This is a genomic window from Nocardia sp. NPDC046473 (assembly GCF_040645995.1).
Lineage (GTDB): Bacteria > Actinomycetota > Actinomycetes > Mycobacteriales > Mycobacteriaceae > Nocardia.
The window spans coordinates 755,524-769,015 of record NZ_JBEYZJ010000004.1; the positions used below are offsets into that span (position 1 = coordinate 755,524).

10 protein-coding genes are annotated in these 13,492 nt (G+C 68.4%); 3 read left to right on the forward strand and 7 right to left on the reverse strand.

Annotation, left to right across the window (positions count from 1 at the left end; translation table 11 throughout):
* Positions 1 to 175: 175 nt before the first annotated feature.
* From ABZ942_RS17630 to ABZ942_RS17650, 5 genes are all read right to left on the reverse strand, one after another.
* Complete coding sequence (locus tag ABZ942_RS17630; protein ID WP_357383064.1) at positions 176 to 3,268, reverse strand: translation initiation factor IF-2 N-terminal domain-containing protein; 3,093 nt, start codon at positions 3,266 to 3,268, stop codon at positions 176 to 178.
* Positions 3,269 to 3,774: 506 nt separating this feature from the next.
* Positions 3,775 to 4,191 carry a nucleoside-diphosphate kinase gene (gene ndk / locus ABZ942_RS17635; RefSeq protein WP_357383066.1) on the reverse strand — a complete coding sequence of 139 codons (417 nt, stop codon included), beginning with the start codon at positions 4,189 to 4,191 and terminating at the stop codon, positions 3,775 to 3,777.
* Positions 4,192 to 4,263: 72 nt separating this feature from the next.
* On the reverse strand, positions 4,264 to 4,680 hold the full coding sequence (locus ABZ942_RS17640; protein WP_357383068.1) for a DUF4233 domain-containing protein: 417 nt from the start codon (positions 4,678 to 4,680) through the stop codon (positions 4,264 to 4,266).
* Positions 4,677 to 6,047, reverse strand: a complete 1,371-nt coding sequence (locus ABZ942_RS17645; protein WP_357383214.1) for a folylpolyglutamate synthase/dihydrofolate synthase family protein — start codon at positions 6,045 to 6,047, stop codon at positions 4,677 to 4,679. Before ABZ942_RS17645 ends, ABZ942_RS17640 begins: the two co-directional genes overlap by 4 nt.
* A gap of 95 nt (positions 6,048 to 6,142) precedes the next feature.
* The gene (locus tag ABZ942_RS17650; protein ID WP_357383070.1) at positions 6,143 to 8,869 is read right to left on the reverse strand and encodes a valine--tRNA ligase; all 2,727 of its coding nucleotides are present in this window, start codon (positions 8,867 to 8,869) and stop codon (positions 6,143 to 6,145) included.
* A gap of 108 nt (positions 8,870 to 8,977) precedes the next feature.
* Between ABZ942_RS17650 and ABZ942_RS17655 the strand changes: the two genes are divergently transcribed.
* Positions 8,978 to 9,148, forward strand: a complete 171-nt coding sequence (locus ABZ942_RS17655; RefSeq protein WP_357383072.1) for a hypothetical protein — start codon at positions 8,978 to 8,980, stop codon at positions 9,146 to 9,148.
* A gap of 343 nt (positions 9,149 to 9,491) precedes the next feature.
* Positions 9,492 to 10,166, forward strand: a complete 675-nt coding sequence (locus ABZ942_RS17660) for an AAA family ATPase (protein WP_357383074.1) — start codon at positions 9,492 to 9,494, stop codon at positions 10,164 to 10,166.
* Between the two features lie 8 nt (positions 10,167 to 10,174).
* On the opposite strand, the gene ABZ942_RS17665 is transcribed toward ABZ942_RS17660, so the two are convergent.
* Together ABZ942_RS17665 and ABZ942_RS17670 are read right to left on the reverse strand one after the other, a co-directional pair.
* Positions 10,175 to 11,125 carry a diacylglycerol kinase gene (locus tag ABZ942_RS17665; protein ID WP_357383076.1) on the reverse strand — a complete coding sequence of 317 codons (951 nt, stop codon included), beginning with the start codon at positions 11,123 to 11,125 and terminating at the stop codon, positions 10,175 to 10,177.
* The gene (locus ABZ942_RS17670) at positions 11,122 to 12,699 is read right to left on the reverse strand and encodes an FAD-binding oxidoreductase (RefSeq protein ID WP_357383216.1); all 1,578 of its coding nucleotides are present in this window, start codon (positions 12,697 to 12,699) and stop codon (positions 11,122 to 11,124) included. Before ABZ942_RS17670 ends, ABZ942_RS17665 begins: the two co-directional genes overlap by 4 nt.
* 139 nt (positions 12,700 to 12,838) lie before the next feature.
* On the opposite strand from ABZ942_RS17670, the gene ABZ942_RS17675 reads away from it, so the two are divergent.
* Positions 12,839 to 13,441, forward strand: a complete 603-nt coding sequence (locus ABZ942_RS17675; protein WP_357383078.1) for a helix-turn-helix domain-containing protein — start codon at positions 12,839 to 12,841, stop codon at positions 13,439 to 13,441.
* Positions 13,442 to 13,492: the final 51 nt, after the last annotated feature.

Genomic DNA, 13,492 nt, shown 5'->3' on the forward strand with positions numbered 1-13,492 from the left:
CCGTCGGCAGCCTGCGAGCAACCCTTTGCCGGTGCGATTCCGGTGCGTTTCCGCCGCTGCGGCGGGCACCTTCGACACCGCCGTAGACGGCCCTTGCACGGCCGCTACCCAACGACGCGGCCGATCGCACCCGAAGGTGTGACCGGCCGCGTCGAGGCTGTCAGATCAGCTGCTACTACTCCGCAGGCGGCGGGCCCGCGGGACGGCCGACGGCCCGACGCCGCGGCCTGCGGACCGGCACCTCGACCGGCACGTCGGCGGTGAAGTCGACAGCGGGCGCGGGAGCCTGCTCCGGGGTCGGCAGCACGAACACCGCACCACTGCTGTCCGCAGCGGGAGCGGCGGCCGAACGGGCGACCCTGCGCCGCCGGCTCGTGCGCGGTGCCGGTTCCGGCGCACCGTTGGTTACCACACGATCCGCGGCAGGCGGCGCCACCGATTCCGCAGGAGCCGTCGGTGTCTCGACAACCGGTGCGGTCTCGACAGTTTCGGTATCCGCGTCCTCGACGACTTCGGCCTCGGCCGTGACGACCTCGGTCTCGAGCGGCTCGACCGTCACCGACTCACTGGCCGCGGCGATCGACTCGTCCGGGCCTGCCACCGACTCGTCCGTGACCACACCCGACTCGTCCTCGTCCGCGTCACCGTGATGCGCGGCCATCGCCAACGCGACCGGATGCGCCCGCTTGACGGCGATGTCCTCCTCGGACTCCACCGGCGCGGTCCCGTTGGTCGCGACAACCGGCGCGGCAGGCGCCGCACCCTTGTCGCGGCCACGGCGGCGACGCGATCCGGTTTCCCGAGCCGCGCCCCGGGCGCCCCCGTCGTCGCCGGAGGACGGCTCGACCGGGTAGGCGTGCACCAGGATGCCGCGCCCATGGCAGTGCTCACAGGTGGTCGAGAACGCCTCGACCAGACCGGTGCCCAGCTTCTTACGGGTCATCTGCACCAGACCGAGCGAGGTCACCTCGGACACCTGATGGCGAGTGCGGTCCCGGCCGAGTGCCTCGGTGAGCCTGCGCAGCACCAGATCCCGGTTCGACTCGAGCACCATGTCGATGAAGTCGACGACGATCATGCCGCCGATATCGCGCAACCGCATCTGGCGCACGATCTCCTCGGCCGCCTCCAGGTTGTTGCGGGTGACCGTCTCTTCCAGGTTGCTGCCGCCGGCGCCGGTGAACTTGCCGGTGTTCACGTCGACCACCGTCATCGCCTCGGTGCGGTCGATCACCAGGGTGCCGCCCGAGGGCAACCACACCTTGCGATCGAGTGCCTTGGCGAGCTGTTCGTCGATCCGGTAGGCCTCGAACACGTCGACGCCGTTGTTCTCGTGCCGGGAGACCCGGGCGAGCATCTCGGGCGCGACGGTGCCGATGTACTTCTCGACCGTGCTCCAGGCCCGCTCCCCCTCGATGACGAGCTTGGAGAAGTCCTCGTTGAACAGGTCGCGGATGACCTTGACCAGCAGATCGGGCTCTTCGTACAGCGTCTTGGGCTGACCGTCGTTCTTGCCTTCGGCGGCCTTCTCGATGGTGCGCCAGGTCGCTTGCAGCCGTTCCACGTCGCGGGCCAGCTCGTCCTCGGCGACGCCCTCGGACGCGGTGCGGATGATCACACCGGCGTCGTTGGGGACGATGTCGCGCAGGATTTCCTTGAGCCGCTTGCGCTCGGTGTCGGGCAGCTTGCGGCTGATGCCGGTGGAGGTACCGCCCGGCACGTACACCAGGAAGCGGCCGGCCAGGCTGATCTGCGTGGTCAGCCGGGCGCCCTTGTGCCCGACCGGATCCTTGGAGACCTGGACCAGCACGAGCTCGCCGGGCTTGAGCGCCTGCTCGATCTTGCGCTCTTTACCGCCGAGACCGGCGGCCTCCCAGTTCACCTCGCCCGCATAGAGCACGCCGTTGCGGCCGCGGCCGATATCGACGAACGCCGCCTCCATGCTGGGCAGCACGTTCTGCACCTTGCCGAGGTAGACGTTGCCGACCATGGACGCGGAACCGGTGCTGGTGACGAAGTGCTCGACCAGGATGTTGTCCTCGAGCACCGCGACCTGGGTGGCGGTCGGGTGATCCGGGAACGCCTTCTCGCGCACCACCATCACCCGGTCCACCGCTTCGCGACGGGCCAGGAACTCGGACTCGGTCAGGATCGGCGGACGACGCCGGCCGGCCTCGCGACCGTCCCGCCTGCGCTGCCGCTTGGCCTCGAGCCGGGTGGAACCGGTGATGCCCTGCACCTCGTCGACGGCGGTGGCGCGGCTGCGGCTCTTGTTCCGCGGCTCGCGCTCGTGCACGACGGTGTTCGGCGGGTCGTCCTCGGTGGTGGTGGCGGCCTCGGCCTCGGCGGTGTCGCCCGCCACCTTGCGACGGCGCCGACGACGGCGGCGACGGCTCGCGCCCTCCGGCTCGTTCTCGTCGTCGTCGGAGTCGTTGTTGTCGTCGGACGAGTCGCTGGCGTCCGTGTTGTTGTTGCTGTTGGTGACGGCGGTGTCGCCGCTCTGCTCGTCTTCGCTGTCGTCCGAGTCGTTCTCGTCGTCGGCGTCGTTGTTCTGCTCGCCACGACCGCGGCCACGGCCACGGCGACCACGACGCCTGCGACGGGGCTGACCGTCGGCGTCGTTCTGCTGATCGTTCGAGTCCTGCTCGTCCTCGACGGTCTCGGGCTCTTCCTCGGGCTGCGGCTCCTCGACCACCGGCTCTTCGCGCTGGACGACACGCTCGGTGCGGCGCTTGCGGCGGGTCTGCTCGGCGGCGGCGGCATCCGGCGGCAGGAACAGCGGCGCCTGCACGACGGCGGCGGACTCGAAGACCACCGGCGCGGCGACGTGCGGCTCTTGCCGGACCGGGTGGGTGAACAGCTGCACCGAGGGCTGGTGCGCGACTTCGTTCGGGTTCTCGGCGCCGGAGTTGCCGATCAGCGGTTCGGGCGCGGAGAAGACCAGCCCGCCGTGACCACGGCTAGGCGCGGGTTCCGGTGCCGCCGGGGCCTCGACCGGCTCGGCCGCAGGCTCGACCGGCTGCTCGGCCGCGGCCTGCGGCGCTGGGGCGTCGCCCTCCGGCGGACCGAGCGCGTCGCGGACAGACTCCGCGATCGCCCGATCGACGTTCGATTGCGCGCTGCGCGCGTCGGACCCCAACTCGGTGAGCTTGGCCAGGATGCGTTTGCTCGTTACCCCCAGCAGCTTGGCGAGTGCGTGAACTCGGATTCGCTCCGGCAATTGTTCGGCATCCTGTGGTGTTGTTTCCAATGGCTCTTTTTCGGCCACGAAGTCTCCTCGGACCCCCGGGCGCGTCCCTCCCGGTAAGGAGTGAAGCGGCCGACGCGGGGGCACTATCCGTTCGCCTCACGCCGCTCAGCGCAAGGTCATGTGGTCTCGCCCCGCATGTCCGGTTATCACCATGTTGTACGTCGGTTTGGGCTAACTGGTCACGCGGCGCCTGGCTGTTGGCTGAACTCCACGATTGTGAGCGCTCATCCAGCGTGCCGACGCGAACAGCAGGCCCAGCGACCGGGCCTTTTGTCCGTGGCAGCGATGATCGGCATCGAACCGCGGTGTGTCATCCGGCTGCGATGGCCCCGATAGTCCACGTACCTGCGCGAACAGTCGGCATCAAAAGCAGCCGATGTCAGTATCCCATACTGAGCGCCGCGGGTTCGCCGCGGCGCACGACTAACCTCGCTGAAGCTCGGTCAGCCGCGCACCGCTGGGCGCTGTGTCTTTGGTTCACTCGCTGCGCTCGCGCACGACCGAGTCCAACTCGCAAACTATTTTCAGGCCGAAAACTCCGGGAACCACAGAGCTATCTCACGCTTGGCCGACTCGGGCGAATCGGACCCGTGCACCAGGTTCTCCTGGGTCTCCAGGGCGAAGTCCCCGCGAACGCTGCCCGGTACGGCCTTTTCGACCGGATCGGTGCCGCCGGCGATCTGCCGGAACGCCGCGATGGCGCGCGGCCCCTCCAAAATGGCCGCGACAACCGGGCCGGAAGTGATGAATTCGATCAGGGAGCCGAAAAACGGCTTCTCGGCGTGCTCGGCGTAGTGGCCCTTGGCCAGGTCCTCGGACACATGCTTCAGCTCGAGGGCCGCGATCTTCAGGCCCTTGCGCTCGATTCGCACCAGCACCTCGCCGACGAGGCCACGGGCCACACCGTCCGGCTTGATGAGTACCAACGTCTGCTCAGTCACGGCGCACACTCTAACCGGCACCCCCGGCGGGTACCGAACTCGCGGTTCGATCGGTGCCGAGGAGGAGCCGATTCAGGACGAGCGCTGGGCCCGCTGACTCGGCAGCAAGCCCTTCTCCATCCGGCCGCGCACGTCCGCGCGCAGCACCAGAATGAAGCCCCAGACCACCGCGAAGACAATGCCGATGACCCCGATGGACAGATGAATGAAGGTGCCCAGCAATACAAATACCTGTAGGCCGAGATTGAACGGCATCGCCCACGACCGGCCCTGCACGCCCGCACCGAGGAACATCACCACGGCGAGCACCACCAGGTAGGTGCCCGAGACCCAGGTCACCCCGCCGCCGACCGAGCCGACGACCGGCAGCGCGAGCAGCACCACGATCGCCTCGAGGATCAGCGTGCCCGCCATAACGCCGCGGAAGCCCTTCCACGGATCGGTCGTCGGCGCCGGCACCGAATCGGGTTGGGCCTCGGGCTCACTCATGCGGGGTCCTTTCCGAACAGCGCGCGCGTCGCGCCCGCCGTCACCACGGATCCGGTCACCACTACCCCGGCACCGGACACCATCTCCCCCGCCTCGCCGATTTCCTCGGCGATGGCAATGGCGGTCTCCAACGCGTCCGGCAGCGTCGGTGCGGTGATCACCCGCTCGTCGCCGAAGCGCTGCACCGCGAGATCGGCGAGCACGTCGACGTCCATCGCGCGCGGCGATCCGTTGCCGGTGACGACGATTTCGTCGAGCACCGGCTCCAGCGCGGTGAGGATGCCGTCCGCATCCTTGTCGGCGAGTACGGAGACCACACCGACCAGCTTGCGGAAGTCGAACTCCGCGGTCAACGTCGAGGCGAGCGCCTGCGCGCCCGCCGGGTTGTGCGCGGCGTCGATGAAGATGGTGGGTGCGCTGCGCATCCGCTCGAGCCGGCCGGGGCTGGTCACGCTCGCGAAACCCGCACGGATGGCTTCGATATCGAGCTGGCGGTCCGCGCCCGCGCCGAAGAACGCCTCGACCGCCGCGAGCGCGAGCACCGCGTTGCGGGCCTGGTGCTCGCCGTGCAGCGGCAGGAAGATCTCGTCGTATACCCCGCCGAGGCCCTGCAATTCGAGCTGCTGGCCACCGATCGCGATCTGCCGGGCCAGCACCCGGAATTCGCCGCCTTCGCGCGCTACGGCCGCATCTACCTCGACGGCTCGGCGCAGCAGCACGTCCATCGCCTCGGGGTCCTGCTCGGCGATGACCGCGACGGTGTCGCGCGGAATCAGGCTCTCCGGCGCGCGTTTGATGATCCCGGCCTTCTCACCCGCGATGGACGCGAGGTCGGGGCCGAGATAGTCGGTGTGGTCCAGGCCAATCGGGGTGATCACCGCGACCTGCCCGTCGATCACGTTGGTGGCATCCCAGGTGCCGCCCATGCCGGTTTCCACGATCGCGACATCGACCGGCGCCTCGGCGAAGGCCGCGAACGCCATGCCGGTGAGCACCTCGAACTTGCTCATCGCCGGGCCGCCCGCCGCAGCCGACTGCGCGTCGATCATCTCGATGAACGGCTGCAGCTCCTGGTAGGTCTCCACATACCTGGCCGGTGTGATGGGCGCGTTGTCGATGCTGATCCGCTCGGTGGCCAGCTGCAGGTGCGGGCTGGTGATCCGGCCGGTACGCCGGTGCAGCGCGGTGAGCAGCGCGTCGATCATCCTGGTCACCGAGGTCTTGCCGTTGGTGCCCGCGACGTGGATCGCCGGGTAGCTCTGCTGCGGCGAGCCGAGCAGGTCCATCAGGGTGGCGATCCGGGTGAGCGACGGCTCGATCTTGGTTTCCGGCCAGCGGGTGTCGAGTTCGGCCTCCACCAGCGCCATTTCGGCCAGCTCGACCGGCGACGGCCCAGAACTCAGCCGCGGTCCCGCAGCCGGGTGGCGAAGGTCGTCGCCGTACTGCGGTTCGGGTTCGTGATTCATTTACCGCTCAGTTCTGCGAGTCGGGCACCGATGCGCGCCACCTCGGCGGCGGCGACCTCTTGGCGGTCCTTGATCTTCGCGACCACCGGCTCCGGCGCCTTGGCGAGGAAGGCCTCGTTGCCGAGTTTGGCTGCGGTGCCTGCCAATTCCTTCTCCGCCGCGGCCAGGTCCTTCTCCAGGCGGCGGCGTTCGGCGTCCAGGTCGACGGCGCCGGAGGTGTCGAGCTCGACGGTGACGGTGGCACCGCTCAGCCGGACCTCCACGGTCGCGGTCGCCGCGAACTCGTCGCCGGGCTCGGTGAGCCGGGCCAGGTTCGCGACCGAGTCGTGCAGTTCGGTCAGACCGGCGGTGTCCAGGCCGATGAGCTTGGCCGCCACCTTCTGCTTGTCGGCCAGGCCCTGATCGCCGCGGAACCGGCGGATCTCGGTGATCAACCGCTGGGTATCCGAAATACGCTGAGCCGACACCTGATCCGCCGGCACACCGGAGGCCTGCGGCCACGCGGCGATCACCAGGGACTCACCGTCGGTCAGGGCCTGCCACAGCGATTCGGTGACGAACGGGATGACCGGATGCAGCAGCCGCAGCACCGCGTCGAGCACGGCGCCGAGCACCACCTGGGTGGCTTCCGCGCGGGCGCCTTCCTCGGCGAACTGCACCTTGGTCAATTCCAGGTACCAGTCACACAATTCGTCCCAGGCGAAGTGGTACAGCGCCTCGCACGCCTTGCCGAACTCGTAGCCGTCCAACGCCGAATCCACTTCGACGCGCACCTCTTCGAGCCGATCCAGGATCCAGCGGTCGGCATCGGTGAGCTGGGCGCGGTCCGGTAATTCCCCGGTCCGCGCGCCGTTCATCAGCGCGAACTTGGTGGCGTTGAACAGCTTCGTCACGAAGCTGCGCGAGGCCAGCGCGTGCTGTTCGCCGACCGAGAGGTCACCGCCGGGATGCGCGCCGCGGGCCAGGGTGAAGCGCAGTGCGTCGGCGCCGTATTCGTTGATCCAGGCCAGCGGGTCGATGCCGTTGCCGCGCGACTTCGACATCTTCTTGCCGTACTGGTCGCGAATCAGGCCGTGCAGGAACACATCCTTGAACGGAACCTGATGCCCTTCCTTACCCGCGGGCCCACCCGTCGCCCGACCGCCACCCCCCACGGAATCGCTTCGCGATGCTGTAAAAACCGGGTCGTCGCCGACGAAGGTGCCGAACATCATCATCCGGGCCACCCAGAAGAACAGGATGTCGTAGCCGGTGACGAGAACGCTTGTCGGATAGAACTTCTCGAGTTCCGCAGTGGCGTCGGGCCAGCCCATGGTGGAGAACGGCCACAGGCCCGAGGAGAACCAGGTGTCGAGCACGTCCGGGTCCTGCACGTAGCCCTCGGGCGCGGTCTCGTCGGGGCCGACGCAGATCACTTCGCCCTCGGGGCCGTACCAGATCGGAATGCGGTGGCCCCACCACAGCTGCCGGGAGATACACCAGTCGTGCATGTTGTCGACCCAGTCGAACCAGCGCGGCTCCGAGCTGGCCGGGTGAATCACGGTGTCGCCGTTGCGGACCGCGTCGCCTGCGGCCTTGGCCAGCGACTCGACCTTGACCCACCACTGCATGGAAAGCCGCGGTTCGATCGGCTCGCCGCTGCGCTCGGAATGCCCGACGCTGTGCAGGTAGGGCCGCTTCTCGGCGACCACGCGGCCCTCGGCAGCCAGCCGCTCGCGCACCGCGACGCGCGCCTCGAACCGGTCCATGCCGTCGAATTCGGTGCCGGTGCCGGTGATTCGACCGCGCTCGTCCATGATGTTGGGCATCGGCAGGTTGTGCCGCAGGCCCATCTCGAAGTCGTTCGGGTCGTGCGCGGGCGTGATCTTCACTGCGCCGGAACCGAATTCGGGATCGACGTAGTCGTCGGCGATGATCGGGATCTGCCGCCCGGTGATCGGGTGCTCCAGGGTGGTGCCGATCAGCGCCTGGTAGCGCGGGTCGTCCGGGTGCACGGCCACCGCGGTGTCGCCGAGCATCGTCTCCACCCGGGTGGTTGCCACGATCACGTGCGGTTCGTTGTCGTCGAGCGAGCCGTACCGCAGCGAGACGAGCTCGCCCTCGATCTCCTGGAAGTTGACCTCGATGTCCGAAATGGCGGTGCGCAGCGCGGGCGACCAGTTGACCAGTCGCTCGGCGCGGTAGATCAGGCCCGCGTCGTAGAGCCGCTTGAAGATCGTCTGCACGGCCCGGGACAGGCCGTCGTCCATGGTGAATCGGTCGCGGCTCCAGTCGACGCCGTCGCCGAGCGCGCGCATCTGCCACTGGATGGCGCCGCCGGATTCGCGCTTCCAGTCCCAGACCTTGTCGATGAACAGCTCGCGGCCGAAGTCTTCCTTGGTCTTGCCGTCGACGGCGAGCTGCTTCTCCACGATCGTCTGGGTGGCGATGCCCGCGTGGTCCATGCCGGGCAGCCACAACACCTCGTAGCCCTGCATGCGCTTGCGGCGGGTGAGGGCGTCCATGATGGTGTGGTCGAGGGCGTGGCCCATGTGCAGGTTGCCGGTGACGTTCGGCGGGGGCAGCACGATCGAGTAGGGCGGCTTGTCGCTGGTCGCGTCGGCCGCGAAATAGCCAGCGGCTACCCAGCGCTCGTACATCGAGGCCTCTACCTCGCCGGGGTTCCAGCTCTTGGGGAGGGCATCGGCACGATTACGCGTCTTGTCAGGGGCTGCGCTGGTCACCCGACGATTCTAGTGGTCCGGCTCAATCGATTTCCGCAGGGTGCACCGCCGACGGCGGACGGTCTCCGCGACGAGTGCCGATCAGTACTCGGGCTGGAGTTGGCGCGAGTGACGCGCGTCTCGGACGAGATGCTCGGCGGGATCGCGCGGGCGTTGTTGCCGACCGAGGCCGAACAGTCGTACCTGCGACTGCTCATGGTGCCGCACAACGGAATCGAACAGAAAGAAAGGCGGAGTCTTCGGTGGATGAGGGACACCGAAGACTCCGCCTACACCTGAAAGCTTACCGTCCCAACTGGAAGGGTTCGGGAATCCATAAGCAATTCTCAGAATCTGGCATTTTCTACCCCTGATCTCCGGATTATCCGGTCGAAACGGGCACCTGGGCGGCGGCTGGTGCGCGGTCGCTGCACGCATGGACGGTCCGCGCGCGAGCTCGCGGCAAGAAGTCCGATTCGTCACAATTAAGCAATGTCCGTATTGTCCGTTCTTGCCAGATCGGTCGCGGGTGCGGACTCTGGAAGATGTGAACGCGTCCGCTAGTCCGATTCAGGGAAATCTCAGTGAAAATGCAGGGTTTTCCCCGTTGCCGGAGCAGCAGCCGCTGGGGACTCTGGAGGAGGTGAACCCTCCGCTGGCCACGTTGCCGCCACCGACTCCCGAGGCACTGACGCCTTTCCTCGCGCCGGATGCCGTGCACGATCTGCGGGGCCGGGAGATCGATGAGTTGCAATATCCGCCGATGGCGGCACTGGTTGTCGCGGGGATACCGGGCGCGGGCAAGAGCACCGTCCTGCGCCGGTTCTTCGGGGCGACCGCCGAGGCCGAGGATCCGTCCGGTGGGCCGGAAGGGTCGGTGGTGCTCGACTCGCTGCAAGCGCGGAACAGGTTGCGGCACCGGCTCGGCTGGCTGCCCTATTCGCTGTGGCGACCGGTCGTGCACGTCGTGCATTTCGCCGGAATCCGCACGGCGCTGCGGGATACGGACGGGCCGGTGGTCATCCACGACTGCGCGACCACCGGTTGGGCGCGCCGGATCATCTCCCTCTGGGCCGCCGGGTACGGCAGGGAGCTGCACGTGATCCTGCTCGACGTACCGACCGCGGAGGCTCGCGCCGGTCAGCACGCCCGCGGGCGGCGATCCAATCGAATGACGTTCGTACTGCACTGCTTTCGCTGGCGACGGCTGATGGAACGACTACGCGCCGGCGGTGGCCTGCGGCCCGCGCCGGAGTCGCTGGTGATCGTCGACCGGATCACTATCAATCGCATGCGCCGAGTTACCTTCGCCGCGTAGGGGATTCCTCAGGGGACCAATACGGTCAACGCGCCGGGGACGGCACGGATGGTGATCGGCAGCATGCCCGCTGGTTCGCCGTCCGCGGTGGCGGGGGCGCCGGGTGCGGTCAGGGTGATTTCCGCGGCGCGATACTGCTTGACCTCGGGGTGATTCTGCCGTTTGCCCGCGGACAACGCCGGCAGCAGGCGCAGCATCTCCGAGCGGGACAGCTTGCCGACCACGGTGAGGTCGAGCAGGCCGTCGTCGAGCACCGCGTCCGGACAGATCAGCATGCCGCCGCCGTAGGTGCGGGTGTTGCCGACCGCGACCATCACCGCATTGGTCGCCACCGACGAGCCGCCGCCGGGGTTCATCAGTCCTTCGGTGACCGCTCCGGTCAACCCGACCCGGTAGGGCACGGTGAACCGGCCGGAGATCTCGGCCAGCGCGGCGACGGTGTACCGCAGCCGCCCCCTCGGCCAGCGCATCGCGTTGGCGCGCAGGGTGACTCGGGCATCGAACCCAGTGCCGGTGACGGTGGCGAACCACATCGGCGCCGATGCGGACGATTCGATCTGACCGAGATCGATGGTCCGGGTTCGTCCGTCGACCACGATGTCGGCCGCGGCGACCGGATCATCGGTGGGCACACCGAGTTCTCTGGCGAGGTCGTTGCCGGTGCCCGCCGGGATCAAGCCCAGCGGCACGCTCGTCTGCGCGACCGCGTCGAGGGTCACGTTCATCAGGCCGTCGCCGCCGATGCAGACCACTGCATCGGCGTTACCGCGCTCGATCGAATCCCGCACCAGCCGAACGGTTTCGGCGGCCGATGGTGCCCGCACCTCGTCGACCTCGACCCCGCGTTCCCGCAATCGCGCCAGCGCCGCGGCCGCGACGTCCTGACCGGCGCCCAGACCCGCGTGCCGATTGGTCACCACCGTGACCGCACGCACGGCGCGGGAGGAATTCTGCGTCACGGAACCAGCTTTCCAGGATTGAGGATGCCTGCGGGGTCCAATTCGGCTTTCACCGCGCGCAATACGCGCACCCCGAGGTCGCCGATCTCGGCGGACATCCACGGACGGTGATCGGTGCCGACCGCGTGATGGTGCGTGATGGTGCCGCCCGCCGTGACGATCGCGTCGCCGACGGCCTGTTTCGCCGTGTGCCACTGGGCGATCGGATCATCGAGCTGCTTGGCGACGATGGTGAAGTACAGCGAGGCACCGGTCGGGTAGGTGTGCGAGATATGGCACATGACCAGTGGCGGGGTGCCCTGTCCGGCGAGCGAATCGGTCAGTGCCGCAGTCACCTTCGCCTTGAGACTGGCGAGGTTAGCCCAGGTGGTCGCGGTCTCCAGCGTCTCGCACAGCACGCCGACGTCCAACAGGGCGTCGCGCATGTACGGCGCGCCGAACCGGCCGTGTTCCCATTCCCTGGCCGGAGTTTCGCCGAGTGCGGTGCCGCCGGCCGCGGCGAGCAGCGCGCTCGCTTCGGCGCTGCGGGCCGCAACGTGCGCCTCGGTGCCTTCGAAGGTGGTGATGGCCAGGCAGCCAGACACCGCGTTGCCGCCGATATCGCTGGCGCGCGCCAGATTGACCCCGGTCTCGGCCTCGTCGGACAGTCGGAGCACCGTCGGCGCCGCACCGGCCTGCACGACCGAACGCAGTGCGGCAGCGCCGGTTTCGAAGTCGGGGAACGACCATCCCTGGTAAGCAGTCGTTTCCGGCACCGGGTGCACCCGCACGGTGACCTCGGTGATCACCCCGAGCGCACCCTCCGACCCGACGAACAACTCGCGCAGGTCCGGCCCCGCCGCCGACGCGGGCGGACGGCCGAGTTCCACTGCGCCGGTGGGTGTTGCGATTCTAAGCCGCTGCACCATGTCATCGAAGCGCCCATAGCCTGCTGAGGCCTGTCCCGACGACCGAGTCGCGGCGAACCCGCCGATGCTGGCGAATTCGAAGCTCTGCGGGAAGTGCCCGAGCGAAAGTCCTTGCGCACGAAGCAGTTCCGCCGCGCGCGGCCCGGTGAGCCCGGCGCCCAGCGTGGCCATGCCGCTGACCGGGTCGACCTCCGACACCGTGTCGAGCCTGCGCAGGTCGAGCGCGATCACCGTGTCGAAACGCCCGCGCACCGGGTCGACGCCGCCGACCACGCTGGTGCCGCCGCCGAACGGCACGACCGCGATGGCGTGCTCGGCACAGTAGGCGAGCACGGCCAGTACTTGGTCGTGGTCAGCGGGGAAAACAATGGCGTCCGGCGCGTCCTGTGGCCCCTCGGCGCGGCGACGCAGCAGGTCGGGGGTGCTCTTGCCGCCCGCGCGCCGCAGCCGATCGTGGTGGCCGGTGGAGACGTTGTCCGGGCCGACCACCTCGACCAGCCCGTCTCGTTGGGCAGGCGTGAGCGCCGACTCTCGGAGTGACACTTCGCCCTCATCGCGGCGCGCCACCGGGTCGCCGGACACTCCGAACACCTGCATCAGGAGGCCCCGGATCTGTGCCGATAACGGCTTGTGTCCGGCCGGAATGCCCCAGGCATCCCAGACCATACTCACCGCGGCCTCGGTTACGCCCGAGTTTTTCGCCGGAGCCGATGCCTCGCCGGTGTACTTCTGCGTCTCGACCATGCGTTACAGTTTGACATAGAATGTCAAGCAGTAACGAACCCGACCTCCCGAAGGTGATGCCTTGACCGGTCCAGTCGACGACGCACAGTCCGCCATCGACCTGGCGATCCTCGACGCGGCCCGCCGCTGCGTGGAGGAGTTCGGCGTGCGCCGCACCACCCTCACCGAGGTGGCCCGGCGCGCGAGCGTCAGCAGGCCGACGGTCTACCGGCGCTGGCCGGACACCGGCGCGCTGGTGGCCGAGCTGCTGGTCCGCGAGCTGCGCGCGATCGTCGCCGCCACCATGCCCACCGCAGGCATCGGCCGCACCCGGTTGGTCACCGGCATCGTCGCGGGCGCGGTCAAGATTCGCTCGAATCCGTTGTTCGGCAAGATCTTCCGCACCGATACCGACCTGATGCTCACCTACGTTTTCGGCCGGCTCGGCCGCAACCAGCGCGCGCTGATCGAGTTGTTCGCCGCGGGCATCCGCGAGGGTCAGCAGGACGGGTCCATTCGCGACGGCAATCCGGAACAGCTGGCCACCATGCTGCTGCTGATCGCGCAATCCGCGGTCCAATCGGCGGGCACGGTCGCCCCGTTGCTCGCCGGAGCCGACCTCGACACCGAACTGGCCAACGCGCTCGACGGCTATCTCGTACCGGCCGATCGAAAGGTGCTGTGACGACGGTGTATTCAGCGATCTGTTACTTGCGCGTCGGCAGGACAACCGATC

What these genes read in the sequence shown, in the direction of transcription:
- ABZ942_RS17670 (WP_357383216.1), bottom strand. Translation starts at nt 12,699, where the DNA reads ATGGTCTGGGATGCCTGGGGCATTCCGGCCGGACACAAGCCGTTATCG.
- ABZ942_RS17645 (WP_357383214.1), bottom strand. Translation starts at nt 6,047, where the DNA reads ATGGCGCTGGTGGAGGCCGAACTCGACACCCGCTGGCCGGAAACCAAG.
- ABZ942_RS17640 (WP_357383068.1), bottom strand. Translation starts at nt 4,680, where the DNA reads ATGAGTGAGCCCGAGGCCCAACCCGATTCGGTGCCGGCGCCGACGACC.